Raw genomic sequence first — 26106 nt, forward strand, 5'->3', positions numbered from 1 at the left:
CGCACACGTCGTGACGCTCGGCAGGTGCCGCCCGCCGGCCCGGCAGCCGCTGGTTCGTCGGCGAGTGCCGCGGGCCGCACCACGCGTACGCGGGAGTTGAGCCCCGGCCTCTCCCACTGTCCAGGGCAAGGCTGACACTCGACCCAGGCTCTCTCTCCTTGGTCATCCTCGGCACTGTGGCGCGCGCCTCCGCCAGGATCACCGCTTCCACTGGCCTGCGCTGGATCGCTCTGCGGTTCAGGCAGACGCCAGCTTCCGGATGCGCGGATGGTTCTCCAGCGCCCACCGCACGGTCTTCGGCGGGCGTCCGAGCAGGGTTTCCAGCTGGTCGGTGGCGCCGCGGTACCCGCCGCCGCCCATCAGCCGGGTCAGGGTCTTCAGGTGCTCGGCGGTGTGCGGGAACGCGGCCAGGGCGGTGTCGACGTACTTCGCGTTCCAGGTTTCGACGTCTTCGGGAACGTACGTGACCTGGCGTCCCAGCGCGGCCGCGTAGTCCTGCGCGAACCCGTGCATGTCCTTCAGCTCCGGGCCGTTGAGGTCGTAGGACTTCGAGATGTGCGGCGCCGGGTCGGCCAGGATCTTGACGCACAGCTCCGCCACGTCGTAACCGGCGATGGGCGCGAGCCGGTGGTGGCCGAAGGGCAGGCGCAGTTCACCGTTGCTCAGCGGCTCCAGCGCCAGCCAGGTCATCAGGGGGTTCTCGACGAACATGGCCGCCCGTATGTTGACGGTCGGCAGGCCGGACCAGTCCAGCACCTGCTCGGCGACCCAGTGGGCCCGTTGCTGCGGCGACCAGTTGGCGATGAGTCCGCCGAGCCACGCACGCCGTTCTTCCTCCGGCGCGGTCATCTTGTCGAACGTCATGAACGACTGCTCGTACTCGGAGATGTTGACGAAGACCTCGATGTCGCCCTGGGCCCGTGCCGCCGCGGCCATCAGACTGACGGCGTCGGTGTAGTACGGCGACAGGCTCATGCTGAAGTAGATGCAGCGGACGCCCTTGAGCGCGGCGGTCACGTCGGCGATGGTGAGCAGGTCACCGACGAAGACCTCGGCCCCGGCCTGGCGAAGCGAGTGCGCGCGTTCGTCGTCCTGGCGCACGAACGCGCGCACCGGGTGCCCTTGTTCAAGCAGCATGTCGACCATCGTTCGGCTCACACCGCCGATTTCGCCGGCGGCACCGGTGATCAGGATGGGGTTGCCCTCTGACATCAAGGTGTCTGTCCTCTGTCTGGTGGTGGTGGTGGTGGTGGGGTGGTGGTGGTGGGAGTCTGCTGTTGAGAAAGCCCAGGAGGTGGTCGGCGACGGTCTTGGGCCGCTCGGTGTGCACTGAGTGGCCTGCACGGGGTGCGACGGTCCGCTGGATGGCGCCCTGCGAGGCGAAGGGGCTGAGCTCGGTGGCCGCCGCCTCCGCGTGGGACTGCGCGTCAGCCGGCCAGCCGGTTCATCTTGCGGATCTGCTTGTCGAAGACCCCGGCGGGGGCGACGCGGCGCAGTACCCTCGCGCGTCCGGCCAGGGGGCCGGCGGTGTAGCGCAGCTTCGGTGTGGCGTCGGTCGCTGCCGCGACGATCGCCTTGGCGACGACGGTGGGGGCGTCGCCGTCCCTGATCGCCTGCGCCATCACGCGGTCGACGGTCTGTCGCCCCTTCGCGTAGACCTCCAGGGGCGTGTCGGGCTTCGCGCTGTTGGCCTCGAATCCGGTCCTGGTGTAGGCGGGTTCGACGATGAGCGCCCGGACGCCGAGCTCACGGATCTCGTGGTCCAGGGACTCGGTGTAGCCCTCGACCGCGTGCTTGGAGGCGGCGTAGGCGGCCATGAACGGCTGGGGCAGGAACCCGAGTACGGACGAGATGTTGATGATGCGCCCGCGTCGCTGGGCGCGCATGTGGGGCAGGACCTCGTTGACCATGCGCATGACCCCGATGACGTTGGTCTCAAAGACGCCCTGGGCCTGCGCGATGGAGGTTTCCTCGGCCGCACCCATCGATCCGATGCCGGCGTTGTTGACCAGGACGTCGATCCGCCCGAACCGCTCGATCACCTGCTGGACCGCGGCGGTGACCGAGGCGTCACTGGCCACGTCGAGGTCGAGGAAGGTCACACCGTGGAGCGGGGTGACGCGTGAGGTGTCGCGGCCTGTGCCGGCCACGTCGAAACCCGCTGCGACCAGCGCGAGCGCGGTTTCCTTGCCGATGCCGGATGACGCACCCGTCACGAGTGCCACCGGTCGATTTGTCGTCATGATTACTCCCGCATCCGTTGAGAAACCGATCGGTTTCGTCTCACCGTAAACCGATCGGTTTCCGGGTGCAAGTTCGGGCGGGAAATGATCCGGGACGCGTCACCGGCTACCTGCGGATCGATCCGCCGCCAGGACGTCGGCGGCAAGGCGCGTCCGTGCGAGGCTCCGGGCGGTGTTGGGTCAATGGCCCTGCGGCTCGCGCCGCTTCACGCGGCTTGCTGCCTGCGGGACGCTGACCGGCGCCTGCGAGAATGACGGCATGAAAGGGTCAGCGTGTAGGGGTCCACGCGGCTGACCTCGGCGTGCCCCGAGGCGCTCCTGCAGCAGATGCAGGGATACGACACCGTGGCGGCCGCCGAGGCGTGGCGCGATGAACTGTCAACTCGGGGAGCGCATCAGTCACCCGAGTCCTCTGGAACAGGCGATACGTCGTCAGCGCACGCCAGCCGCATCGACGCCAGCCGCATCGAGCAGGGTGATCACGGTGGGCTCGACGAGCCCCGGCAGTGTGTCGGCTCCGATCCCGGCGCGGGCGTTGGCGCCATCGAAGACCAGGATCAGCTGCCGGGCCAGGAGATCGGGATCGCTCGCCCCACCCTGTTCGGCCTCGGAACGGAAGAACGCCGTCAGGTTGGCCTTGATCCCGTGGGCCACCCGGCTCGCAGGGTGGCTCTGGTCTTTGAGCTCGATCTGCACAGCCAGGTACCGACAGCCTCGGAACTCGGGCGCACTCGCCTGCGACTTCACTCGCTCGAAGACGTGGAGGATCCGCTCGCGGGGTGACCGGCCGTCGTCCGCCGCGGGCAGGAGTGTCGCCACGAAGCCGGAAGCACGCTCCTCCAGGCTGGCGGCCAGCAGATCGTCCTTGCTGTCGAACAGCTGGTACAGGGAGCGCTTCGACACGCCTGCCGCCTTGCACAGCGCCTCGACGCCGATGCCGACACCGTCTCGGTAGGTGAGCGTGGCCGCCGCCTCCAGCAGTCGCTCTCTGGTACTTGGCTTTACTTCGGTGGTCATACTGCGAGGTTAACTCGATGCGGACGAAATCAAAACCGATCGGTTTTCAGGGGCAGGGGCGGGACGGCTGGTGTGCGTGCCTCCCATTGCGTTCCGCTACGCCTGGACGGCGGTCTTCTCGGGCTTCGTCTCGACCGGGATGCGGTGCAGTCCCTTGCGGTCGTACCACCCCAGCACGCCGAAGCCGAAGAGGGCGGCTGCCGCGAGGCCGGCGGCCATCATCACCCAGCCCCGGGTCAGGCCGGCGTCGGCCTGGGCGTCGTAGTAGAGGATCGAGCGGATGCCACCGGTGATCTGCCGCAGCGGCTCGAACTCCGAGAGGAGGCGGTAGAAGGCGGGCAGCGCCTCGATGGGAGTGGTGGCACCTGCTGTCGGCACCGCCATCGCGATGAAGACCAGCGTGACCACCAGCATGCCGGGTGTGCCGAAGACGGCGAGGAGAGTGAGGGCGCCGATCCCGGAGACCGCGATGGCGCACACCGAGTACAGCCACAGCAGCGGCAGGTGGGCGGCGTCCATGCCCATGATGCCGATCGCGCCGACCATGACCAGGGTCCCCATCAGCAGGGACAGACCGGCCATGAGGGTGCTGCTGATGGCGAGGGTCTGCACCCGGGTCGCCCGGATCAGCGGGCGGTGCAGGCGCAGCGGGCCCATGTCGTTGTGGGTGTAGCCGAGGGCGTGGTCGACCTGGCCGCTGATGACGTTGGCGGAGAGCATGCCGCAGACGACGAGGACGAGCGCGTAGTAGAACGCCGTCAGGCCCAGGCCGCTGTGCGAGTCGAGCGGATGGCCGTCCTCGACCGTGACGGAGGCCGGGTCGGCGAGCAGGAGACGCGCCGCGGCGGGCAGTTTCGTCTGCCCGGTCCCGCTCTGGGCGGTCAGCTCCTTGCCCACCTGGAGCGAGGCGTTCTCGGCCGCCTGCGTCGTCGCCGTCCGGGCCAGGCTGGATCCCATGCTGCCGGCGGACTGGTTGGTCAGCACCGTCAGTGTCGGGCGGACCAGGGTTCCGGTGGTCGCGCTGCCGGTCAGTGCGGTGGTGGCGGAGGTGAAGTCGGCGGGGACGACGAGCGCGCCGTACAGCTTGCCCTCGCCGAGCTCCTCCTTCACCGCCTTCTCGTCCATCACCTTCCAGTCGATCCTGTCCCCGCTCGCGGTGGACTTCCCGATCGACTCGGTGATCTGCGCCCCCAGGTTGACCTGCTTGCCGCCGACAGCGGCTCCCTCGTCGGCGTTGACCAGGCCGACGGGCAGTTTCTTCAGATGGTCGACCGGGTCGATGTTGGCACCGACGTAGAACACCGTGAACAGCAGCGCGAGTACGCCCGTGATGACGCCATTGGCGATCCACAGAGGTTTGGCGCGCAGGACGCGGAAGGGGGGAATGCCACTCATGACTTACTCCGGTCTCGACTACAGAGGCACAGCGGGAGGAGGTGGTACGAGCAGGCTCCCGTGCTCGCCCGCGATGGCGAGTCACGACCGAGTACGGGTGCGGGCGGTCGGTAGCAGACATGAGCGACAGCCTCCGCACAGGGCGAGCGGGAGGTGGCCACGAGGGCGCCGGCTCAGTGGGATGCGGAGCGCTTCGCCGGGGGATGCCAGCCGCCGGTTACTTCCTTGACGGGCTTGTGGGGGAAACGGCGCTGGGCGTACTCCTGCGCGTGTGAGCCCGGCAGGACGTACAGGGTTTCCTTCTTGTCCTGGAGCGGTCGCAGCACGGTGTCCATGAACGACTTGCGGTCGTCCAGGTACGGGCCTAGGACGTCCTCGCCGCCGGGGCAGACGGCAAGGCAGTAGCCGGACTTGTAGCCGGGGGGCGAGGTCAGGCTCTGCCACATGGAGGCGCTCTCGGAATCGGTGACCCGGGAGCGGTAGTCGGCGGCGTCCTCGCTGTCGGCCACGGTCTGTGCCCAGTCGGTGAAACCGCTCATGAACTCGCGGTAGTTGTGCGTGGTGCAGGCCAGCGCGTCGAATGCCCCGTCCTTGCTGATGGCGCCGACCGGGCAGGCGGCGACACACAGCTTGCAGTCGATGCAGGGGTTGTAGTCCAGCGCCTGCCCGTACTCGCTCACCTCCGCGTCCACCAGGACGGTCGCCAGCAGTATGAAGCTGCCGAACTGCGGGTGGATGACGTTGCGGTGCAGGCCCATCACACCGAGCCCCGCGGCCACCGCGACCGTCTTGTGCGCCACCACCCAGATCCGCTCACTGGGGAAGCGGTCCATCTCCTGGGGGAAGCCGACCGACGGATTGAGCGCGCGGTAGCCGGCGTCCTGCAGGGCCTGGGTGACGCTGCGGGCGGCGTGGTTGGCCTGTTCGTCGGTCTGGTGGAACTCCTGGTTGGCCACGCTGCGGGCGGGGGAGCGGCAGTTGTCGCGGTTCATCCGGACCGCCATCGCGATCAGGGTGCGGGTGCCGGGCAGTGCGGACTGCGCGTGCTCGCGCTCGCCGGCCAGGTCGGGGTGGTCCAGGGTGACCGCGGCCGCGTCGTCCGCACCGGCCGCCAGGCACAACTCGCGCAGCCAGGCCGCGTCGATCACCGCCGGAGGGTTCACCGCGTCACCGGCCCTGCGCCGGGCGAGTACGGCCTGCACCGACGGGTGGGCAGCCAGCTTCGCCGGAAGCCTGGGATCCCTCGGTTGCCCCTCGGCATCGCGCGCGGCAGTCATCCGATACTCCTAGGGATTCGGGTTTTGAGGCTCGCCTCTTGGGCGAAAAACCGATCAGTTTCACCACCGTAAACCGATCAGTTTTCGCACGCAAGCTCAAACGGCGGGCCCTCCCCGACCCGCGCCCCTTCGTCCGGTACCGCAAGAGGCCCGCAAGAGGCCCGTAGCCGGTACTCACGTCGGCGGCAGGGTGTCCGGCCCTGATCCCGCTTCAATCCGCTCCGGGGTCACGTCACATTCGCGAACCCCGCAACCGGCTCCTCGCCGGCTCGCCATCCCGTCACCAACGCCCGCAGTGCACGCTCGTAGCAGTCGGCGACCGCGAGCCCCTGCGGCTCGTTGCCCGACAGCACCAGGGAGACCAGGCCGTGGGCCATTCCCCAGACCGACAGTGCGATGACCTCGGGGTCGGACGCGGAACTGAACTGCCCGGCCCGCTGTCCGCGGCTCACGGCGTCGACGAGGGGCCGGTACGTCTCGACGGTCTCGAGCGGCCTGTCCGAGTCGGACGGGCACTGGACACTGCGGTCGGAGAAGAGGATCGCGTAGAGATGTGGGTTGGCGACGGCGTATTCGCGATAGGCGAGCCCGATGCGGATCACGTCGCCGGCCGGGTCGTCCGTCGGATGGAGGGTGGCCAGGCGCTCGACGAAGAGCCGCACGGCCTCCTGGTACAGGCTGCTGAGCAGGCCGGCCTTGCTGCCGAACAGCGAGTAGACCGCCGTGGTCGAGGTCTTCGCGTCCGCCGCGAGCTGTCGCAGGCTCAGCGCGGCCGTACCGCGGTCGAAGACCGTGGCGGCCGCGCGGTGCAGGAGCCGGAGTCGGAGCGCTTCGTCATGTGTCTTGAGCCTGGCCATGGCGCCAGCATATTGCAACAGCGTTACGAATGCCTCCCCGGTGGCGCATCGACCTGCGGTCGGTTGGTACTGGCCACCCAGGGGCCGCGCCAACTTTGAACGGGTTGTCCTTGAATAGTGCCTGGTCAGCGCAAGGTGATCAACGCCCATCCGGCCAGGTGGTACGCAGACGGGTTTGGAGCGAGCAATCAAAACACTGTTATGGTTCCTCGCATGGACTACGAACGAACACCTGACGAGCGCTTCGTCGGCCTCCCCGACTGGCCGTACGCGCCTCGGTACGCCACGGTCGGTGAGGGCCTGCGCATGCACTACATCGACGAGGGGCCGGCCGACGGCCCGGTCGTGGTCCTCGCGCACGGCGAGCCGACCTGGGGCTACCTCTACCGCAAGATGATTCCCGGGTTGGTGGCAGCCGGCCGACGCGTCCTGGTTCCCGACCTGATCGGATTCGGCCGCTCCGACAAGCCGGTCGACCGGGCCGCGTACACCTACGGGTCTCACGTGGGCTGGACCGGCGCCTGGCTGGACCAGCTCGACCTGGCGGACATCACCCTGTTCGGTCAGGACTGGGGCGGGTTCGTCTTCCTCGTGCACGTCGGGGTCACACCCGACCGTTTCGCGGCCGTGGTCGCCGCCAACACCGGCCTGACCGATCCGGACGTCATGGCCGCGTTCACTCCGGAGAACTTCGCGCATGCGGCCGGCGCATTCCTGCGCTGGCGGGAGCAGTCCGAGTCGCCCGACCTGACCGCCTCGTGGGCGGTCGGCAGCCCCGACAGCGCCCTCAACCAGACCGCCCACCTCCTCACCGAGGAGCAAGCGGCCGCCTACGATGCCCCCTTTCCGTCCGAGCGGCACTTCGCCGGTGTGCGGCAGTTCCCGCACCTGGTGTCGCTCGACGCCACAGACCCGCCCGCCTCGATGCTGCGCCGCGCCTGGGCCGGGCTGGCGGCCTTCGAGAAGCCGTTCCTCACCGCCTTCGCCGATCACGAAGACATCACGCTCATCTACAAGCAGCTGTTCCACGCCCGCGTCCCGGGTGCGAAGGGGCGGGACCACGTGACGGTTCCCGACGCCGGTCACTTCCTGCAGGAGCAGCAGCCGGACCTGCTGGTCGATGCCATCCTCGGCCTCGGCTGACAGCCGGTCCTCGCGACGACCCACCACGCCCGCGAGCAGCGCGTCGGTCGGCAGCCCTGCCGATACCTCGGGGCTGGGCCGAGCCCCGACAGACCCTCGTCTTCCGGCACTTGCCCTCGCGGCCGGCGAGAGCGTCCTCGCCCGGCAGCCAGCCGAACCGCCGACGAGCGTACGACCAGCGCAGAGGTGTCTCCTTTGCGCCCGATGAGCCCACGCTCATCAACTTCCCGAGCCGCCACGCCCTGTCGAACTCGGCCGGCTCCAACTTCCCACCCACCACTTCGAGCGCGGTGTCGCGGCGGACCGGTGGCGACCTGAACGCACTCCGCCACGAGCCGGCCACAGTCCTGCCCGACGCTCGCCCACGATCCAGGAGAAACCATGTTTGACAGCTTTGGGCGTCTGCTTCACCGGAGACGAAAGCCCCTGCTGGTACTGACCCTGCTGTTCGCCGTCCTGTCCGGGGCCTACGGTGCCGGTGTCTTCGGCTCCCTGACACCGCTCGGCTTCCAAGACCCCGGATCCGACAGCCGGCAGGCGGAAAAGATCGCTGAGAAGGCGTTCCCGCAGCGGACACCGGATGCCGTGATCGTCTACCGCGACGAGGACCGCACCGTCGATGACCCGTCGTTCCAGCAGGCGGTCGTCCAGCAGGTGGAGTCCCTGCCGAAGGCGGACGTGACCGGCTATCTGCACTTCTGGCAGACCAAGATGCCGGCGCAGGTCAGCCACGACCGGCACGCCACCTACGTCGCGCTGAACCTCCACGGCAACAGCGAGAAGGCCAAGGAGGACTCGTACAAGGCGATCAAGGACAAGATCCCGGCACCCGGCCTGGAGACCCTGCAGGGCGGAACCGTGCCCACCGGCTATCAGGCCGGTGAGAAGATCGAACATGACCTGAGGCACGCGGAAATCATCTCGGCCCCCGTGCTCTTCCTGTTCCTGCTGGTCGTGTTCGGCGGCCTGGTCGCGGCCGGCCTTCCGCTGGTCGTCGGCGTGCTCTCCATCCTGGGCTCGATGGCCGTCCTGCGGGTCATCTCGAACATCACCGATGTGTCAGTGTTCGCCATGAGTCTGGTCACGATCCTGGGTCTCGCGGTCGCCATCGACTACGGCCTGCTGATCGTGAGCCGCTACCGCGAGGAACTGGAACGCGGCTACACCGGCGAAGCGGCGCTCGGGCGCACGATCGCCACGGCCGGGCGCACTGTGGTGATCTCCGGCACCACGGTCGCGGCGGCGCTGGCCGGTCTGACCCTCTTCCCGTCGACGTTCCTGAAGTCGATGTCGTACGGCGGTGTGGCGGCGGTCGTGCTGTCGGTGCTCTTCTCGCTGGTCGCGCTGCCCGCGGTGCTCGCCGTGCTGGGCCCGAAGGTCAATGCCCTCCCGCTGCGCCGCCGCAAGAAGGCCGTGCGCCCGACGGCGGCGGGCGAGGGTGCCTGGTACCGGTTCGGGCACGGTGTGATGCGGCGGCGGGGAGTCGTGATGGTGGGCGCGGTGGGCCTGCTGCTGACGCTCGCCCTGCCGTTCTCCAAGATCGAATTCGGCTCCATCAACGCACAGCAGTTGCCGAGCAGTTCCGAGGGCCGCCAGGTCTTCAACACCATGGAGCGCGACTTCGACGGCGACGCGGTGAAGTCCATCGACTCGCTGCTCGTGCTGAAGTCCGACGCGACCTCGAAGGAGCAGGGCACGGCGCTCAAGGCGTACGCCGAGCGGCTCGGCGCCACCGAGGGCGCGAAGACCGCCCGGATCACCGGCGCCGAGGGCACCACGGCCCGGGTATCGGTCACCTTCGACGGCAACGCCATCTCGACCCATGCGCGCGACCTGGTGAACCGGCTCAAGGACGTCCCCGAACCGCCCGGCGCCCACGCGTACTTCGGCGGTGAGTCGGCGGTCTACGACGACACCCTGGACGCACTCGGCGAGACCCTGCCGTGGATGCTGCTCTACATCGCGGTGATGACGTACATCCTGCTGTTCCTCGCGTTCGGCTCGGTGCTGTTGCCGCTGAAGGCGATCGCGATGAACCTGCTGTCGCTGTCCGCGACCTTCGGCGTGCTCGTCTGGATCTTCCAGGACGGCCATCTGAACGGCCTGCTCGGTTTCGATCCGACGGGCAACATCGAGCCCAACATGCCGATCATGCTGTTCGCGCTGATCTTCGGACTCTCCATGGACTACGAGGTGTTCCTGGTGTCCCGGATGCGGGAGCAGTACGACCAGCTGAACGACAGCACGGAGGCCGTGGCGACCGGGCTGCAGTCCATCGGCCGCCTGGTCGTGAGCGCCGCGTTGCTGATGTGCGTGCCGCTCGCGGCGATCGGGATGAGCGATGTGCTGACCATGAAGCTCTTCGGCGTCGGCATGGTGTTCGCGGTCCTGGTGGACGTACTGGTGGTGCGCATCCTGCTGGGGTCGGCCGTCATGAAGCTGATGGGCAGGGCGGCTTGGTGGGCTCCGGGCCCGCTGGCCCGCTTCTACACGCGGTACGGCATCAAGGAGGGCGACGTGGCCACCGACACCGACAAGCCGGTTCCCGTCGGGGTCTGAACCCGGCGAAGAGGGGCCGAAGTGCCTTCCCCCGAGGCACTTCGGCCCCTGTCGCGTCTTCGCGGCGTGAGCGGGGTACCTGCGGTGCCCGGCCGTGGGCCTGGTCTTCGAGGTCTGGTGTTCATGGTCGCTTGCGGCGCCCGCGAGCTCAGCTGGCAGACGGGGACGACATGACCGACGATGCTCCTCTGGCGGTCCTGGAGGGAGTCGTCGGTCAGCTCGCGGCAAGTCGCCAGAGCCCAAGGGGTCCTCGCTGTCCGAGCGTTTGATCACCCAGGCCGAGCAGACCGAGGTCCGCTGCCGGCTGGGCGACGGTGCTGGTCAGGATTCGACGGCTGCACAGGGGGGAGGTGGGCAGGCAAGTCGCATCGGGGGCACCGTCATGGAAGGTCTGTGTGAGCCAGACCACACGCCGGAGGTGCATAGCGGGGTAGGGGTCAGTGTCTTTATGAAGGTGTAGGGGCGTGTTGAGGTAAGGGACGACGCTGATGGGGCAGTTGCGGGCCGACGAGTTCGACCGGTTCGTGACGGCTCGGTGGTCGGCCTTGCTTCACCTGGCGCGGCTGCTCACCGGTGGAGACCGGCACCGGGCCGAGGATCTGCTGCAGGAGGCGCTGGTCAAGCTGTGGTTTGCCTGGCCGAAGGTGGGCGAGCAGGCGCCGGAGGCGTATGTGCGCAGGGTTCTGGCCCGTGCCGCGGCTCGTTCGTCACGGCGTCGTTGGTGGGGCGAGCACCCCGTGGACCAGCTGCCCGACCCGCCCGAGGTGGGAGACGAGACCGCCGCGGTGGATGAACGGACCCGGTTGGAGGCCATGTTGGCGCTGCTGCCGGCGCGGCAGCGGGCCGCGGTGGTGCTGCGCTACTACCAGGATCTGCCCGAGCGCCACGTCGCGGAGGTGCTGGGGTGTCCGGTGGGCACCGCCCGTTCCCTCACGGCACGCGGCGTCGCACGGTTGCGGCAGCTTCTGGCCGAGGCAGTCGAGCCGGTGGAGTGAAGAAGGAGCCATGGATCACTTCGAGCAGGACCTGGCACGCATGATGCGTGACAGCCACAAGGACACGCCCTATGAGGACCGGCACCGAGACCGGCTGCAAGCCGGTGTTCGCGCCCGGCAGCGGGCCCGGACGGCCTGGATGGCCACCGGATCCGTGCTGACCGTTGCCGGACTCGGCGTCGGACTCATGGTCATGCCGAGCTCATTCGCCCAGGGTGGGTCTGCCGACCCTCAGCATCGCCCCGTCGCCTCCGCCGAGTCGGCCCCGGTGCCGTCGACGGCCCGCTCCGCCTCCACTGCCAAGGGGGTGCCGATGCCGAGCTGCACGTCGACTACCAAGCCGGTGCCTATGCCGTCGACGGTCCGACCCGCCTCCACTGCCAAGGAGGTGCCGATGCCGACCTGCACGTCGACCACCAGGCCGGTGCCGATGCCGTACCGCCCCTCAACGCCAGAGCCGGTCCCGATGCCCTCACGGACCTCAACCACCAGGTAAGCGCCTTGGCCGGTCAAGCGGTCCTCGATGGGTCGGGGCTGCTTGAGTCGGCGTGACTACCCCCGACCGCCGGGCAGCTGATCCCCGCTTGTCCTGCTCTCGACGAGTTGAAAGCTGACCACGTGATCCGTGAGAACGCGCCGGCCATTGCCGACGTACCGCGGAAGGCGGCGAATCGCGGGCCGACCTCCTGGGAGCGGCGGCTTCGCCTGTTCGGCTATGTGGAGCGTCCGCGTACGTCCGTGCGCGACCGCCTGGTGGTGCCCTTTCCCGAAACCGGGTCACGTGTGTGGCGCACGCTGGGGCTGTCCCCGGCGGCGTCGGGCCGGCCGGCGCGCCGGCCGGGGTGGGGCGGGCCGCTGCTGGTGGCGCTCCTTGCCGGGCTGCTGCGCGTGTGGCGTCTGGGCCGGCCGCACGACCTCGTCTTCGACGAGACGTACTACGCCAAGGACGCCTGGTCCTTGCTGCGGCTCGGCTACGAGAGCAGCTGGCCGGACCGTAAGATCGCCGACCCGCAGATCCTGACCGACCCTCAGGTGATCCCGCTCTCCGACACCGGGGCCTTCGTCGCGCACCCGCCGACGGGCAAGTGGGTGATCGCCCTCGGCGAGTGGATGTTCGGCCTCACCCCCTTCGGCTGGCGCTTCATGACGGCGGTGCTGGGCACGCTGTCGGTGCTGATGCTGTGCCGCATAGGACGCCGCCTGTTCCGCTCGACACTGCTGGGCTGCCTGGCCGGCGCCCTGATGGCCGTGGACGGGCTGCACTACGTGATGAGCCGCACCGCTCTGCTCGACCTCGTCGTCATGTTCTTCGTACTGGCGGCGTTCGGCTGCCTGCTCATCGACCGCGACCAGGCGCGGACCCGGCTCGCGGCAGCCCTCCCGGCTGACGCGGACGGCCGTCCGGACGCGCACACCGGTGACCATGCCGGGACTGGACTGCGTCCCTGGCGGCTAGCCGCCGGCCTCTTGCTGGGACTGGCGGCCTCGACCAAATGGAACGGCCTGTACTTCCTCGCCTTCTTCGTGATCCTCACCCTGTTGTGGGACGTCGGCGCCCGCCGCGTGGCCGGGGCGCGCCGCCCCTATCGGGCGGTGCTGCGCAAGGACCTCGGCTGGTCGGTGATGTCTTTGGTCCCGGTCGCTGTCGTGACGTATCTGGCGACCTGGACCGGCTGGTTCCTGTCCGACAACGGCTACGGACGACACTGGGCGGACGGCCGCGGCGGCACCTGGTCGTGGATCCCGGCCCCGCTCCGCAGCCTGTGGCACTACGAGTACGGCGTCTTCCAGTTCAACGTGGGGCTGCACACTCCGCACAAGTACGAGTCCAACCCCTGGAGTTGGCTGGTCCTGGGCCGTCCTGTGCTGTTCCACTACGAATCGCCGAAACCCGGGTCCGACGGCTGCCACACGACTGCCGACTGCTCACAGACCGTCCTGGCCCTGGGCACACCGCTCCTGTGGTGGTCGGCCTGCTGCGCCCTGGTGTATCTGCTCTATCGGTGGGCGCTGCGCCGCGACTGGCGCGCCGGCGCCGTCCTGTGCGCCGCGGGCGCCGGTTACCTGCCCTGGTTCCTCTACCAGGACCGCACGGTCTTCTCCTTCTACGCCGTCGTCTTCGTGCCGTACCTGTGTCTGGCCGTGGCGATGATGCTGGGCGCGGTGCTGGGCCCGCCGGGCACGCAGGAAAGACGCCGCAAACGCGGTGCGGTGGCCGCAGGCGCGCTGGTGCTGCTCATCACCTGGAACTTCATCTACTTCTTCCCCGTCTACACGGGTCAGACGATTCCGTATCCCAGTTGGCACACCAGAATGTGGCTCGAGACCTGGATATGAGCTCCGACCTCACGGCCTCCGACATGTCATCCGAAGGCGTGTCGGCCTGCGCATGGAGGCGTGTCGGAGGCGAGGTGGTTGGTGGTGAGCGCCCACGAGCGGAGCTTGTTGGGATTGAGGACGGCCCAGATGCGATGGATCCGGTCGCCCGTGACGTCGAACGCCATCACCGATACGGTGACGCCGCCCCGTCGAGCCACCAGCCCCGGCTGGCCGTTGACCGTACGTTCCACCAGCGTGAGGCCGGGCGCCGCAACGGGCCGGTCAGCGAAGAAGCGTGCGACGTGCTCGGCACCTTCGACCGGGTGGAGCGCGGCTGTGACGAGTCCGCCGCCGTCACCGGTCGCCGTGACGTCGGGGGCCAGCAGACCGATGAGGGCGTCGATGTCCTTGGCTTCCCAGGCCTGCTTGAAGGCTCTGACGAGGTCGGCGCGCTGGGCTGCCGGAGTCGCGTGAGGCTGCGACGCGCGAATGCGTCGGCGGGCCGAGGAGGCCAGCTGGCGGCAGGCCGCCGGGGTCCGGCCGACGATCTCGGCCACCTCGGCGAAGGGGTAGCGGAACACGTCGTGCAGGACGAAGGCGACACGTTCGGCCGGGGTCATGGACTCGAGTACGACGAGGAAGGCCATGTTGACCGACTCGTCGAGGGTGACCCGGTCGGCGGGGTCCACGACGCCGACGTCCGGCCGCCCGCCGATCCACTCCGTACGGTCGGGCAGCGGCTCCGGGATCCATTCGCCCACGTAACGCTCGCGCCTGGCCCGCGCCGAGCCGAGCAGGTCGAGGCAGACACGGCCGGCGACGGTCGTCAGCCAGGCGCCGGGGGAGTCGATGGCCTCCCGCTGCCGTGAGGACATGGCGTACCAGCGGGCGTAGGTCTCCTGCACGACATCCTCGGCATCGGCCAGGGAGCCCAGCAGCCGGTACGCGAGGTTGGTCAGCTGACGCCGCTCGCTCACGATCGCGCTCAGATCCGGATCGGGCCGGCCATGTCCCGGCTCGGACGGTTTGGTCATGGTGTCACCGCCTCCCTTGGACGCTGTGCTTCACCCTCTACGACGAGCCGACGCATCGAAGTGTGAGGCCGGCACGTCGCCTCACATCCCGCAGGGCTGTCTCGTCGTACCCATCAGACCCGACAGGAAGGAAACCGATCATGGAACCCGTCAACGTCGCGATCATCTACTACAGCTCCACCGGCACCATCCATACCTTGGCGCAAGCCGCCGCCGAGGGCGCGGAGAAGGCCGGCGCCCTCGTGCGACTGCGCAAGGTCGCCGAAACGGCCCCACCGGAGGCAGTCAGCGCCAGGCCGGAGTGGGCCCGACACCTCGCGGACACCGCCGACGTCGCCGAGGCGGGCCACGACGACCTGGAATGGGCCGACGCGGTGCTGTTCGGCACGCCCACCCGCTTCGGCAACCCGGCCGGCCAGCTCAGGGCGTTCATCGACACCACCGGCCCGCTGTGGTTCCAGGGCAAGCTCGCGGACAAGGTCTACTCGGCCTTCACCGCCTCCAACACCGCCCACGGAGGGCAGGAATCCACCCTCCTGGCGCTGGCGAACACGTTCCACCACTGGGGCGGCATCATCGTGCCCCCCGGCTACACCGACCCCATCCAGTTCCAGTCAGGCAACCCCTACGGCACCTCCCACGTGGCCGGCGACGGCCCACCCGGCGAAGTGGCCCTGCAGGCGGCCCGCTACCAGGCCCGCCGCGTCGTCGACACTGCGGCCTTCCTGAAGGCCGGTCGCGCCGCCTGATCCAGTACGGAACACGGCCGGGGCCGGCCGCGGCGCGAGCGGGGTTCAGCGGGTGGCGAAAGCAGCGACAGCCAGAGAAAGCAGTTGTCCTCCCGTGGTTTCCCTGAACGATCCGGGTGTGACCACGTTGTTCCTGACAGTCGGCCTACCAGGGGCCGGAAGGACCACCAGGGCTCGGCAACTGGCCAAGGAGCACAGTGCGCTGCGGCTGACGCCTGATGAGTGGATGATCCCGCTGTTCGCGTGTACGTACCGGTGGACCATGAGACCCAACTCGCACTGGAGGACGCTGTTCGAGGAGCCCGACGCCAGGGAACTCGGGGCGCACGAGATGGGCGATCCGCCTCCTGGGTGGCCGGGTTGGCTCGAGTGGGCCGCCGATCGGTGGCCGTCTTTCGCATGATGTTCCGGTCCCCGTCCCGTGCTGACGGTCCGCTGACGCTGGTCGATTCCCCTTGGGCGGTGCGGCTCCTGGGATAAGATCGCGCCGACTGTTGTTTGTTGCGGTCGCCGTCTTACCGAAGAGGGAACCATGTGGCGAACGCTGGCCAGCGCGGTGGCCGGTTTGCTCGTACTGTTCGTCGGCAGTCTCGCCTTCAACGCGGCGTCTGGGCAGAGTCGTTGGCCGGGGCCGCTCGACTACGTGCGTGTCCACCCGTGGGTGGTGCTCCTCATCCTGATACCCATCTCCCTCATCGGACACCGTTGGCGAATTCGACGGTGTCTATGCGGGGCTCAGACGGCTGAAGCGGGAGGTGCGGGTGCTGGCGAGTGGGGTCCCGGTCAGCCAGGCATCGGTGCGGATGAGGTTGAGGGCGGCGGCGGTGAGCACGTGCTGCAGGCAGGTCTTGTCAAGGCCGGTGTAGCGGCTTTTGCGCAGGCCGCAGCGGCGTAGCCCTTGGGCGATGGTGCCTTCGACGCCGGCGCGGGTGGCGTAGTGCTGTCGCCACTGCTTGGTTTCCTGCAGCTGTCGCCTGGCACGGATCGCGTCGTGTTCTGCGCGTGGGGCCAGGGAAAGTTTGCGTGGCTCGGTGGCCGAGCGGGTGCATTTCGAGCGTACTGGGCAGGCGGCGCAGTCCTGGCGGTCGAAGAACACGTCGGACTGCCAGTAGCCGGACCGCTGTTGGTGGGGTTTCCAGCGGACGCTGCGGTGTCCTTGCGGGCAGACGGCGGTGTGGGCGTCCCAGTCGATGAGGAAGCCGTCGATGGCAAACCCGTCGCCGGCCTTGCCCTGCCAGGTGATGTCGTGGCGGATCGGGCCAGTCAGTTCGATGCCGTGGCTGGGGACGCTGGTGGCCAGCAGTTTGGCGTTGACATAGCCCCGGTCGACAAAATGCTCGCCGGCCAGGAGCCCGGCCTGATCGAGAGTGACGTGGATTGTCTCGGTCATCTCGACGTCGGTAACGGTCGCCTCGGTGGTGGCGACATGCGTGATGAGGTGCGGATAGTCCGGGTCGCAGGTTTCGGTCAGATGGACCTTGTAGCCGCTCCACTCGGTGGCGTTCTTGATGCAGTAACGGGCCTCGCCGTCGTAGGGGGACTCGATGCGGTCGCGGGACGGCGGCATGTCCTTCGGATCGCGCATCCGCACCCGGTCCTGTGCGATGACGTACTCCTGGATCCAACACCGGCGAAGCGCCTCAACGGCCGGAATCTGCCGCAGCCATGACGGGGCGCCGGGAGCGAATACCGCGGTCAGCAGCCGCATGCCGTCCTGGCCGGCCTGCTCCATGTACTGCGTGCGCGGACCCTCGCCGCGCGGCAGCCGGTAGTCCTCGATGCGCCGCTGGTAGCGGTCGAACCAGTCCGCCGACGCTGTCTCCAGCAGCCACTCGGGGGCCGCGGCGGCCAGTGCGTTCAGCGCGGCGCGCAAGTGTTCCGCGGTGTTCTCCAGCCGGTTCAGCCGGCGCACCGCAGCCAGGACATGCGTGGAATCGGTGCGCTGGCCACCTGGCCGCACCAACAGGTCCGCCTCTCGCAGCCGGTCCAGGACCAGGTCCAGCACACGCCGTGGCGCCCGGTCAGCCACCAGACGGTCCCTGAACTCGCTCAGCACGGAATGATCGAACCCAGGATCGGTTAACTCCAGCCCCAGGAGAAACTTCCAGTCGATGCGGCCGCGCAGGGCAGCGGCCGCCTGGCGGTCCGACAGGCCCTCCACGAACTGCAGCACCGACACGATCGCCAACTGATGGGGTGGCCGTGCGGGTTGACCACGCTGCGGAAACAGATCCACGAAGTCTTTGTCGGTGAAGAGCGGCCCGATCACTTCCCGGATCTGCATGCACAGACAGCCCTTCGGGAACGCCAGCCGGGCCACCTCAGCGGTTTGGGCCGGAACCTCACCTGGCAGACGTGGACGCAGCGACACCTCGATCACCTCACGCTCGCGCCCCCACGCCGTTCCGGCCATCATCCCGCTGCCACAAGGTCATTTGGCGACCACCGCCGAATTCGCCAACGGTGTCCTCATCGGGGTGTGGCAGGTGCCGCGGCGCGACCGTGCGCAGGACCGGCTCGCGCCCCCGGCCTACCGGCTGCCGCCGCGCAACACCAACTTCACCGGCCGCGACGCCACGTTGCGGGAGGTGCGGCAGTGCCTCACCTCGCGGAACGGGGTCGCGATGGTGGCTGTGCAGGGGCTCGGTGGCGTCGGCAAGACCCAACTCGCGATCGAGTACGCCTACCGCTACCTGTCGAAGTACCGGTTCGTCGCGTTCGTGGGCGCCGAGGACTCCGATCTGGTGGCGTCGCACTTCGTATCGCTGGCCGGGCAGTTGGGGTTGACGGAGGTCAGCTCCGACCAGGCCATCCCACGGGTGTACGGCAAGCTGCTGGACCACAGGCCATGGCTGATCATCTTCGACAACGGGGAGAAACCGGGCACGCTCACGCACGCGCTGCCGTCGGGTGGCCTGGCGAGCAACGGCCATGTCATCGTCACGACCAGGGTGAGCGGTTGGTCGGGCAGAGCCGGCGTCATCGACCTGGACGTGTTCACCAGGCAGGAGTCGGTGAAGCTGCTGGTCCGGCGGGTGCCCGGAATGACCGAGGCGGTGGCGGACCGGATCGCCGAGCAACTGGGGGACCTGCCCCTGGCGTTGGAGCAGGCGGCCGGGTACATGGGCTACAACCACGCGGCGCCCGAGGAGTACCTGACTCTGCTGACGTCGCGGCTGGAGGAAATGATCGCGCGGGGCGAGCTGACCGACCGGCCGGAGGCGGAGGAGGTGGTGGTCGCGAGCCTGTGGAGCCTCAGCGTGGAACGGCTGAACACGGACCAGCCCCAGGCGGTGCGGCTGCTGGAGCTGTGTGCCCTGCTCGCCCCGGAGCCGATCCCGCTGGACCTGTTCACCGGCAGCCCCGAAACGCTGAACGGAGCGGCAGCCGACGCGCTGGTGTGGGACACGACGGTCGGCGCCCTGGCTGGTCTGGGCCTCGCGAGACGCGAGAACGCGTCCCTGGTGCTGCACCGGCTGGTTCAGGCCGCCATCCGGGCCCCGATGCCGGACGAGGTGCGCACTGGCGCTCGGGTCCAGCTGTGTCGTGCGCTGCTCGCGGCTGTGCCGCACGACATCCACGGCGACCCGGACGCGCGGCCGCGGTGGCAGGAGTTGCTCCCGCACGTCATTGCGGTGACCAAGGACGATCCACCGGCCGAGTGCGCTGCGGAGACGGCGGTGCTGCTGAGGCTGGCGTCGGAGTTCCTCATCCAGATCGGGGACTGCTCGGTGGCGCTGCCCCTGTGTGAACGTGCCCTCGCGATCGACGAGTCGCTCGAGGGCCGGGATGCGGAGGCCGGCTTCGACCTGATCACCCTGGCCCAGATCCACAAAGACCTCAACGCGCCGGAGACGGCACGCCCACTGGCGGAACGCGCGCTGCGCCTGCACGAGTCCTGCCTGCCGGCGGACAGTCCCGCCATCGCGACGGACCTGGCCACGCTCGCGCGGCTACTGTGCATTCTCGGCGAACACAGGGCGGCACAGCCCCTGGCCGAGCGGGCGCTACAGATCGACGAGACGGCGTATGGGCCGGACGACCCGTTCGTGAGCTTCGACCTGATCGCACTGGCGAACGTCCACGTCGACCTCGGAGACTACGCCACGGCCGCGCCGCTGATCTCGCGGGCGCTGCAGATCCGCGAGGCCCGATACGCGCCGGACCACCTGTACATCGGGTACGTCCTGCTGTTCAAGGCCCGAGTCGTGCACAGGTTGAACGACCCGTCCGCAGCGGACCTCGCGCGCCGGGGCGCACAGATCCTGCACACCCGACTGGGCAAGACGCACCCCAAGACCGTGGATGCGTTCGCTCTGGTCAACGGTCTGCGTTGACGACGTCGGCTCACTCGCCGACGAGTTGGTCAGCACGCTCCTTCGTCGGGAGCAGGGCCAGCACGGCGACGACCGCGCGGTGATCCGTGCCCGGCACGGTCCGTTCGCCGACGGAGACGCCCGCCAGGCCGGAGCCGTGCAGCACGTGGTCGATCTGGACCAGTGGCGGTATGAGCGGCATGCCGACAGGCCAGGTGCGGGCCCATCCGCGACCGAGTTCGGCGTGGGTGTCGATGAGGCCCGACGCGAGCAGCTTGCGCATGGGCGCGTGGTCGAGGGAGGCGTTGAAGTCGCCCAGGAAGACGGTGTCCGGGCCGCTGCGCCGGGCGACGGAGGTGAGGGCGGTCATGTCCTGTGTCCAGCGCTTCGCGTCCCCGAGCGGGTAGTAGGTGTGGACGGCCACCAGCCGTACGGTGCGTCCGCCGACTCTCACGTCGGCGGTGGTCTGCGGCCAGGCGGTGTCCGCGTGCAGCGTGCCGCCGTCGGTCAGCGGGATCCGCGAGTAGATCGAGGAGTCGTACTCCGGGTGGAGTTCGTCGTACGGCAGCAACGTACTCAGACCGGCCTTGGCGAGCGCGGCAACGCCGGCGGAGGGCAGCTGTTGCACGGCCAGGACGTCGATCCGCTCGGCCCGGACGAGCCGCACCAGGGCCCGCGGATCCACTCCGCCGAGGTCGGCGTTGAGGCTGGCCACGCGCAACTTGGCTGACTGGGCGGGGACATGCTGCTGGTCCGGTATGAAGCGCGGTACCAGCAGCGCGACTTGAGCTGCCGTGAGTAGTGCAGCGGCAGTCACCACCCATCGCGAGCGGAGAGCGGGAACGGCGAGCATGACGCTGAGCACGAGCACGCTGAGTACGGCCGCGTAGGGGAAGAGCACCATGGGCACGGCGAGCTGAGTTCCCGCGTCCAGCCCCGTCAGCCGTACGACGAGCAGAGCGAACGGTCCGGCGAGCACGACGCCACAGCCCAGCAGCCCGAACGTCCGGCCGCGTCGGCCGCGTCGGCCGCCACGGTCGTTGGGCCGATGCCGGTCGGCGGCACGTGGGGTGCCGACGGCACTGTCCGTCATCTGTCCTCCACTCGGAAGTGCACGCCCGGCGATCATCCGGGCTCCCGAGGTGGGACGGCAGGTGACGCACGTACGGTTGCGGGTCTGGCGTACTCGGTCGACGCGATGTCGGCGAACTCCTGGATGTGATTGAGCGCCCACCGGCGGCCCCGAAACGGCCCGGCCGGCGCCATCCACAGCTCGGAGTGCCGACGGAGTGCCGTCGTGCCACGCTGAGAGGGATCACGTTGCTCGGGAGTTCGGCCGACAGGCTGGCCCTGCCCGCCAAGGAGTCCGACATGGCCAGAGACGCCGTTCAATCCAGTACGGCGCATGCCGATCCGCGCCCGTGGCATGCGCCCACGTCGGGTACCACCGTCTTCGCGGCAGCATTGATGATCTTCGGCGGGGTGATGGCGGTCTTCGAAGGAATCACGGCCATCGCCGAGGACGACCTGTTCGTCGCGACGCGCAATTACGTGTTCGAGTTCAGTCTGGCGGGCTGGGGCTGGGTGCACCTCGTTCTGGGCGTCGTCATCGTCCTTGCGGGGGGCGCCGTGCTCAGTGGAGCGCTGTGGGCGCGCTTCTTCGGTGTGGCGGTGGCAGGGCTCGGCGCGATCGCCAACTTCCTGTGGGTGCCGCATTACCCCCTATGGGCCCTGACGTTGGTCGCCGTGAACGTCTTCGTCGTATGGGCTCTGTGCATGGGCATGCACAGAGAGGCCGGCGCCGGACGAGAAGCCTGAGCAGGCGGGCCGAGCAACCGGGACCTCGATGGCCATGGAACCGGTCCGGCCGGGTTTGACCGGTGGCTCCGTGCCTACCCTGGAGGTGTGGCTCGGTCCAATGACGAGGTCGCCGCACTGTTCCAGGAGTATGCGGACCTGATCTCGATCACCGGCGGGGACGCGTTCAAGGCGCGTGTCTACGAGAAGGCTGCCCGCGCGATCGGCGGTCACCACGCCGATGTCGGGACGCTCGACGTGAAGGGCCTGCAGCGGATCCCGGGTGTCGGCAAGTCGATCGCCGAGAAGGTCGTCGAGTACTTCCGCGACGGCAGTGTGTCCGCCGTCGCGGATCTGCGGGCGAAGATCCCCGCCGGGGTCCGGCAGCTGACGGCCATCCCCACGCTCGGTCCGAAGAAGGCTTTGGCGCTCCACGAGGAGCTGGGGATCTCCTCCGTCGAGGAACTGGCCGACGCGATCCAGGCGGAGCGGCTGCGCGACCTGAAGGGCTTCGGCCCCAGGACGGAGGAGAAGATCCTCCACGGCATCGAGCTCCTGCAGTCCTCCGGGGACCGTGTCCTGCTCGACGTGGCCCTCGACCTCGCCGAGGAGACCGTCGCCGGGCTGTCCCGGGTGACCGGTTGTCTGCGGTGCGCATACGCCGGGTCGCTGCGCCGCTTGCGGGAGACGATCGGTGACATCGACGTCCTCGTCGCGGCGACGAAGCCGATGCCCGTCATGCGGGCGTTCACCGAGCTGCCGGACGTCACGGAAGTCATCGCCCACGGCGCGAAGAAGACGTCGGTCCGCACCGGCAAGGGGCTGGCGATCGACCTGCGCGTCGTGCCGCCAGACTCCTGGGGCGCCGCCCTGCTCTACTTCACCGGCTCCAAGGCCCACAACATCCGCATCCGTGAGATCGCCGTGCATCAGGGACTGAAACTCTCCGAATACGGGCTGTTCGACGCCGAGAGCGGCGAGAAGATCGTCTCCGCGACGGAGGAGGACGTGTACGCCCGGCTCGGCCTGCCGTGGATCGAGCCCACGCTGCGCGAGGACCGTGGCGAGATCGAGGCCGGGCAGCGCGGTGAACTGCCCGACCCGGTCACGGAGTCCGACATCCGGGACGACCTGCACACCCACACCGACCTCACCGACGGCCTCGCCCCGCTGGAGGAGATGGTCCGCTCTGCGGCGGAGCGCGGCTACGACTACTACGCGATCACCGACCACGGGCCGGACCTGTACATGCAACGCATGACCGACGAGCGGATGCTGGCCCAGCGCGATCAGGTACGGCAGCTCGACGGTGCGTACGGCAAGGGGGGCGGCATGCAGTTGCTGCACGGTGTGGAGCTGAACATCGCTCCCGACGGCGGCGTGGACTGGCCGGACGGCTTCCTGGCGGGCTTCGACCTGTGCGTGGCTTCGGTGCACTCGCACTTCAACCAGAACCGCGGCACGCTGACCCGGCGGATCGTCCGGGCCTGCGAGAACCCGTATGTCAACATCATCGGTCACCCCACCACCCGCATCCTCGGCAAGCGGCCCGCCATCGACGCCGACCTCGACGAGATCTTCGCCGCCTGCGCCCGCACCGGCACGGCCCTGGAAGTCAACGCCCATCCGGACCGGCTCGACCTGCGTGACGAGGACATCCTGCGGGCCCGGCGGCACGGCGTGAAGTTCGCGATCGACAGCGACGCCCACTCCACCCTCCACCTGGCCCATATGCGATACGGCGTGGGCACGGCCCAGCGCGGCTGGCTCACCAAGGAGGACGTGATCAACGCCTGGCCGCACACCCGGCTGCGACGGTTCCTGGACAAGGGCGGCCGACCCGAGCGGCACTCTGTTACGTGATCCCGGAGCCGGCCCGCCGGTGCGAAGCGCGGCGGGTTCCTCGCGCACACGCCGAGCAGGGTCAGCGGGCGGGCTGGGGTCATGGTCCGGTTTCCGCCGACAGGGTGCCGTCGGTCTCCGGGGTGATGCGCACGCCACGGCTGATGCGGGCAAGGGTGGTGCGGAGCCAGGTGCGGTCCTCGGTGGGCGCGGACTCCAGCCGCATGCGGCGGGCGCGTAGGGGGACCATGCGCAGGCCGGTGAGCCGTCCCGTGCCCGCCGCCACCGTGGCGAGGTAGGCGATCCGGAGGTCGTCGCGGTAGTCCTCGTAGCCGGAGATGCCCTCGTAGTCGTCGATGAAGTCGCCGCAGCCGTGCAGGATCAGCCGTTCCCGGTACACCTCGACGGGGCGCGGGTGGTGCGAGGAGTGTCCATGGACGATGTCGACACCACCGTCCACCAGGGCGTGCGCGAAACGGATCTGGTCGCGGGGGACGACGTAACCCCAGTTGGAACCCCAGTGCACGGAGACCACCACGAGGTCGCCCGCACGCTTGGTCGCGCCCACGTGCCGGACCACCGCGTCGGCGGCGGAGGCCGACAGGTCGGGGACGTAGGCGACGCCGGAGCGGTCCGCGGTCGCCGCCCAGTCGGACGGGATGCCGCTGGAACGCGCCCCGAGGGCGAAGACGAGGACACGGCCACCCGAGGAGAGCGGGACCGCCGCGGGTGCGTGCGCCTCGTTCGTGTTCCGGCCCGCGCCCGCCGTCCGCAGACCCGCACGGTCCAGCGAGCCGAGCGTTTCGTCCAGGCCCCCGCGGCCGAAGTCCAGCACGTGGTTGTTGGCCAGGACGCAGACGTCCGGCCGGGCAACCGTGAGGGCGGGCAGGTTGTCGGGGTGCATGCGGTAGTGGACCTCCTTGCCCGGCGCGAACGCGTCCGCGCAGGTGACGGACGTCTCCAGATTCACGATCCGGACGTCCGGGTCGGCCTCCTCCAGCAGCCGCAGCGCCTCACCCCACGGCCAGGACGGATCGACCGGAGCCGGAATCGGGCCGCCGGCCGCCTCCGCCATCCGGACGTAGGACCGGGCGTCCACGACGTAGCCCTCCCGCAACACCGGGGCACCGGGGTTGGGGAGAATCTGATCGACGCCGCGCCCGAGCATCACGTCCCCGCACAGGAACAGCGTCACCACGCCGTCGCCCACAACTCCACCCTAGGCGGCTCCTACCGCATAGGCGTCGCCCCGCTGCACCAGGTCCGGGACGGTTCCTCGTCAGCCGGAGACGCGTGCCTTCGCGGCGGAGATGACCTCCTGGCGCCGGCGATGACGCTGTTCGTGCTCCAGAACCTGACGGGCCTGGTCGGTGGGAGCGTCCTGAAGGCTCGCGACGACATCGCCCGTGTTCATGGCGTCATAGCCGGTCCACGGCTCGGCTCCGCGCAGCTGTTCGATGGCGTCCAGGACTCTCCTGCGGCGCGCATGGGCGCGCTCGTAGCCCTCGATCACCGTCAGGTCCAACTGGGACAGCGAGCGCAGCCGGCGCTGGATCTGCTCGGTGCTGAGCTGGCTGAACCCGGGAATCGGCAGGTCCTCCTCCCGTCTGACCGCCCCCAGGACCTCCTCGGCCATGGGGCCGGGCTCGGGCACACCCCGTAGCGTCTCCCCGGAGTCGCCGCCTCTGGCGTATCGGACGCCGCTGCGAGCGACATGACGTGCCCGATCGACAGCGGTCCGCATGGTCCGGCCGGCCGCGTCGGCCACACCGCCCTGCTGGTTCTCGGGTGGGCCGGAACCGTTGGCGGATGCCACGACGGCCCGTGCCTGTTCGGCGAGGCTGTCCTCCAGCGCCTGCAGCAGTTCCTCGTCCTGGCGGCGCAGCGAGCCGAGCAACTCGGCGGTGCCCTCGTCGTCCACCTGCTCGGCGAGGACCTCTCCGGCCCGGCAGGCGGCCAGCGCCCGTGCCGCAGCGGCGTACTCGTCCTCCGCGTTCCTCAGCAGCTGCCGCGCATCGGCCGGGCCGCCGCCGGGCAGCACGCGCCGCACGATCCCCGTCCCGATCGTCAGCGGCAGCATGACCGTGCGCATCGCACCATGCGAGACGAACCGCGTCACGTCGGCTGCGTTGCCGAGAATCCCCCGGGGCCGCAGATCGTCAACCCGGTGCTGGATGCGCTGGAGACCGACCTGCACCTGCGCCGCCTGGCCTTCCAGCATCTGCCGGTACGGACCCGGTGGCGTGACCGCCGCATCCGCCCGGAGCCGGTCCAGGACCGCCGTGTGAGCCTGGCGTGCGTCCTCCAGTGCCGGTTCCAGTTCCTCCGCCACAACTGCCATGCGGGCTCCTGAGTGAACGATGGGGCGGCGGTCCGCCGCGCAGGGGAAGCGGCTGCCCTCAGCAGCCTCCGTGGCCGGGCAACCGGGACCATCCTGCAAGACCTGCGCCAAGATCGCCCGGCGAGACCTGCCAGGTGGGTCTGCCGCCGGCGATCCGAGGGCGAGCGACCGGCCCGACCGTCGTGCGGGCACGCCCGGCTACTCGGCAGCCCGCCGCGCGAG

At 69.3% G+C, this 26106-nt stretch carries 22 protein-coding genes; 10 read left to right on the top strand and 12 right to left on the bottom strand.

Features of this window, described 5'->3' with window-relative positions; genetic code table 11:
* Nucleotides 1–237 precede the first annotated feature (237 nt).
* Complete coding sequence (locus tag OG252_RS48870; protein ID WP_329344616.1) at nt 238–1137, bottom strand: NAD(P)H-binding protein; 900 nt, start codon at nt 1135–1137, stop codon at nt 238–240.
* Between OG252_RS48870 and OG252_RS48875 the strand changes: the two genes are divergently transcribed.
* A complete protein-coding gene (locus OG252_RS48875; RefSeq protein WP_329344618.1) occupies nt 1136–1333 on the top strand; it encodes a hypothetical protein in 198 nt (65 codons plus the stop codon). The two genes, OG252_RS48870 and OG252_RS48875, sit on opposite strands and share 2 nt — an antisense overlap.
* Nucleotides 1334–1427: 94 nt before the next feature.
* Here the strand turns inward: OG252_RS48875 and OG252_RS48880 are convergent, their stop codons facing one another.
* The 5 genes from OG252_RS48880 to OG252_RS48900 all read right to left on the bottom strand — a co-directional run bounded on the left by OG252_RS48880 (nt 1428) and on the right by OG252_RS48900 (nt 6789).
* Nucleotides 1428–2243: an oxidoreductase gene (locus OG252_RS48880; RefSeq protein ID WP_329344619.1), complete on the bottom strand. Its 816-nt coding sequence runs from the start codon at nt 2241–2243 to the stop codon at nt 1428–1430.
* Between the two features lie 432 nt (nt 2244–2675).
* Nucleotides 2676–3260 (bottom strand): TetR/AcrR family transcriptional regulator, encoded by a 585-nt coding sequence (locus OG252_RS48885; RefSeq protein WP_266446500.1) that lies wholly within the window; start codon nt 3258–3260, stop codon nt 2676–2678.
* Between the two features lie 96 nt (nt 3261–3356).
* The gene (locus OG252_RS48890) at nt 3357–4655 is read right to left on the bottom strand and encodes an SNG1 family protein (RefSeq protein WP_329344620.1); all 1299 of its coding nucleotides are present in this window, start codon (nt 4653–4655) and stop codon (nt 3357–3359) included.
* A gap of 173 nt (nt 4656–4828) precedes the next feature.
* Complete coding sequence (locus OG252_RS48895) at nt 4829–5932, bottom strand: 4Fe-4S binding protein (protein ID WP_329344621.1); 1104 nt, start codon at nt 5930–5932, stop codon at nt 4829–4831.
* A gap of 227 nt (nt 5933–6159) precedes the next feature.
* Nucleotides 6160–6789: a TetR/AcrR family transcriptional regulator gene (locus tag OG252_RS48900; protein WP_266446508.1), complete on the bottom strand. Its 630-nt coding sequence runs from the start codon at nt 6787–6789 to the stop codon at nt 6160–6162.
* A 213-nt stretch (nt 6790–7002) separates the two neighbouring features.
* On the opposite strand from OG252_RS48900, the gene OG252_RS48905 reads away from it, so the two are divergent.
* The 3 genes from OG252_RS48905 (at nt 7003) to OG252_RS48915 (ending at nt 11486) form a co-directional block, all read left to right on the top strand.
* Nucleotides 7003–7932: a haloalkane dehalogenase gene (locus OG252_RS48905; protein ID WP_329344622.1), complete on the top strand. Its 930-nt coding sequence runs from the start codon at nt 7003–7005 to the stop codon at nt 7930–7932.
* 381 nt (nt 7933–8313) lie between these two features.
* Nucleotides 8314–10491, top strand: coding sequence for an MMPL family transporter (locus OG252_RS48910; RefSeq protein ID WP_329344623.1), 2178 nt, complete (start codon nt 8314–8316; stop codon nt 10489–10491).
* Between the two features lie 488 nt (nt 10492–10979).
* A complete protein-coding gene (locus tag OG252_RS48915; protein ID WP_266446521.1) occupies nt 10980–11486 on the top strand; it encodes a SigE family RNA polymerase sigma factor in 507 nt (168 codons plus the stop codon).
* Nucleotides 11487–11717: 231 nt separating this feature from the next.
* Here the strand turns inward: OG252_RS48915 and OG252_RS48920 are convergent, their stop codons facing one another.
* Nucleotides 11718–11975, bottom strand: coding sequence for a hypothetical protein (locus tag OG252_RS48920; protein WP_266446523.1), 258 nt, complete (start codon nt 11973–11975; stop codon nt 11718–11720).
* Nucleotides 11976–12104: 129 nt separating this feature from the next.
* Between OG252_RS48920 and OG252_RS48925 the strand changes: the two genes are divergently transcribed.
* The gene (locus tag OG252_RS48925) at nt 12105–13823 is read left to right on the top strand and encodes a dolichyl-phosphate-mannose--protein mannosyltransferase (RefSeq protein WP_443068467.1); all 1719 of its coding nucleotides are present in this window, start codon (nt 12105–12107) and stop codon (nt 13821–13823) included.
* 26 nt (nt 13824–13849) lie between these two features.
* Here OG252_RS48925 and sigJ read toward each other — a convergent pair whose 3' ends face one another.
* Nucleotides 13850–14839: an RNA polymerase sigma factor SigJ gene (gene sigJ, locus OG252_RS48930; RefSeq protein ID WP_329344624.1), complete on the bottom strand. Its 990-nt coding sequence runs from the start codon at nt 14837–14839 to the stop codon at nt 13850–13852.
* A gap of 137 nt (nt 14840–14976) precedes the next feature.
* Here sigJ and wrbA point away from each other — a divergent pair, with 137 nt between their 5' ends.
* On the top strand, nt 14977–15588 hold the full coding sequence (gene wrbA / locus OG252_RS48935; RefSeq protein WP_329345416.1) for an NAD(P)H:quinone oxidoreductase: 612 nt from the start codon (nt 14977–14979) through the stop codon (nt 15586–15588).
* Nucleotides 15589–15706: 118 nt separating this feature from the next.
* Nucleotides 15707–15991: an AAA family ATPase gene (locus OG252_RS48940; RefSeq protein WP_329344625.1), complete on the top strand. Its 285-nt coding sequence runs from the start codon at nt 15707–15709 to the stop codon at nt 15989–15991.
* Nucleotides 15992–16312: 321 nt separating this feature from the next.
* On the opposite strand, the gene OG252_RS48945 is transcribed toward OG252_RS48940, so the two are convergent.
* A complete protein-coding gene (locus tag OG252_RS48945) occupies nt 16313–17959 on the bottom strand; it encodes an IS1182 family transposase (protein ID WP_329345417.1) in 1647 nt (548 codons plus the stop codon).
* A gap of 64 nt (nt 17960–18023) precedes the next feature.
* Here OG252_RS48945 and fxsT point away from each other — a divergent pair, with 64 nt between their 5' ends.
* The gene (fxsT, locus tag OG252_RS48950; protein WP_329344626.1) at nt 18024–19925 is read left to right on the top strand and encodes an FxSxx-COOH system tetratricopeptide repeat protein; all 1902 of its coding nucleotides are present in this window, start codon (nt 18024–18026) and stop codon (nt 19923–19925) included.
* 10 nt (nt 19926–19935) lie between these two features.
* Here the strand turns inward: fxsT and OG252_RS48955 are convergent, their stop codons facing one another.
* On the bottom strand, nt 19936–20997 hold the full coding sequence (locus OG252_RS48955) for an endonuclease/exonuclease/phosphatase family protein (protein ID WP_329344627.1): 1062 nt from the start codon (nt 20995–20997) through the stop codon (nt 19936–19938).
* Nucleotides 20998–21275: 278 nt separating this feature from the next.
* Between OG252_RS48955 and OG252_RS48960 the strand changes: the two genes are divergently transcribed.
* Both OG252_RS48960 and polX read left to right on the top strand, forming a co-directional pair.
* A complete protein-coding gene (locus tag OG252_RS48960) occupies nt 21276–21722 on the top strand; it encodes a DUF7144 family membrane protein (protein ID WP_443068468.1) in 447 nt (148 codons plus the stop codon).
* Nucleotides 21723–21809: 87 nt separating this feature from the next.
* Entirely contained in the window at nt 21810–23564 is a 1755-nt protein-coding gene (gene polX, locus OG252_RS48965; protein WP_329344628.1) for a DNA polymerase/3'-5' exonuclease PolX, read from the top strand.
* 79 nt (nt 23565–23643) lie between these two features.
* Here the strand turns inward: polX and OG252_RS48970 are convergent, their stop codons facing one another.
* Both OG252_RS48970 and OG252_RS48975 read right to left on the bottom strand, forming a co-directional pair.
* Entirely contained in the window at nt 23644–24753 is a 1110-nt protein-coding gene (locus tag OG252_RS48970; RefSeq protein WP_329344629.1) for a CapA family protein, read from the bottom strand.
* Between the two features lie 69 nt (nt 24754–24822).
* Nucleotides 24823–25884 carry a hypothetical protein gene (locus tag OG252_RS48975; protein ID WP_329344630.1) on the bottom strand — a complete coding sequence of 354 codons (1062 nt, stop codon included), beginning with the start codon at nt 25882–25884 and terminating at the stop codon, nt 24823–24825.
* Nucleotides 25885–26106 lie beyond the last annotated feature (222 nt).

The sequence above is a fragment of the Streptomyces sp. NBC_01352 genome (assembly GCF_036237295.1).
In the GTDB taxonomy this organism is placed as follows: domain Bacteria; phylum Actinomycetota; class Actinomycetes; order Streptomycetales; family Streptomycetaceae; genus Streptomyces; species Streptomyces plumbiresistens.

Bases quoted from the DNA above. Each gene is read 5' to 3' on its own strand.
- OG252_RS48900 (WP_266446508.1), bottom strand. From the start codon at position 6,789: ATGGCCAGGCTCAAGACACATGACGAAGCGCTCCGACTCCGGCTCCTG.
- OG252_RS48955 (WP_329344627.1), bottom strand. From the start codon at position 20,997: ATGACGGACAGTGCCGTCGGCACCCCACGTGCCGCCGACCGGCATCGG.
- OG252_RS48885 (WP_266446500.1), bottom strand. From the start codon at position 3,260: ATGACCACCGAAGTAAAGCCAAGTACCAGAGAGCGACTGCTGGAGGCG.
- sigJ (WP_329344624.1), bottom strand. From the start codon at position 14,839: ATGACCAAACCGTCCGAGCCGGGACATGGCCGGCCCGATCCGGATCTG.
- OG252_RS48975 (WP_329344630.1), bottom strand. From the start codon at position 25,884: ATGGCAGTTGTGGCGGAGGAACTGGAACCGGCACTGGAGGACGCACGC.
- OG252_RS48895 (WP_329344621.1), bottom strand. From the start codon at position 5,932: ATGACTGCCGCGCGCGATGCCGAGGGGCAACCGAGGGATCCCAGGCTT.
- OG252_RS48915 (WP_266446521.1), top strand. From the start codon at position 10,980: ATGGGGCAGTTGCGGGCCGACGAGTTCGACCGGTTCGTGACGGCTCGG.
- OG252_RS48890 (WP_329344620.1), bottom strand. From the start codon at position 4,655: ATGAGTGGCATTCCCCCCTTCCGCGTCCTGCGCGCCAAACCTCTGTGG.
- OG252_RS48905 (WP_329344622.1), top strand. From the start codon at position 7,003: ATGGACTACGAACGAACACCTGACGAGCGCTTCGTCGGCCTCCCCGAC.
- OG252_RS48875 (WP_329344618.1), top strand. From the start codon at position 1,136: ATGTCGACCATCGTTCGGCTCACACCGCCGATTTCGCCGGCGGCACCG.
- OG252_RS48910 (WP_329344623.1), top strand. From the start codon at position 8,314: ATGTTTGACAGCTTTGGGCGTCTGCTTCACCGGAGACGAAAGCCCCTG.
- OG252_RS48880 (WP_329344619.1), bottom strand. From the start codon at position 2,243: ATGACGACAAATCGACCGGTGGCACTCGTGACGGGTGCGTCATCCGGC.
- OG252_RS48870 (WP_329344616.1), bottom strand. From the start codon at position 1,137: ATGCTGCTTGAACAAGGGCACCCGGTGCGCGCGTTCGTGCGCCAGGAC.
- OG252_RS48960 (WP_443068468.1), top strand. From the start codon at position 21,276: ATGGCCAGAGACGCCGTTCAATCCAGTACGGCGCATGCCGATCCGCGC.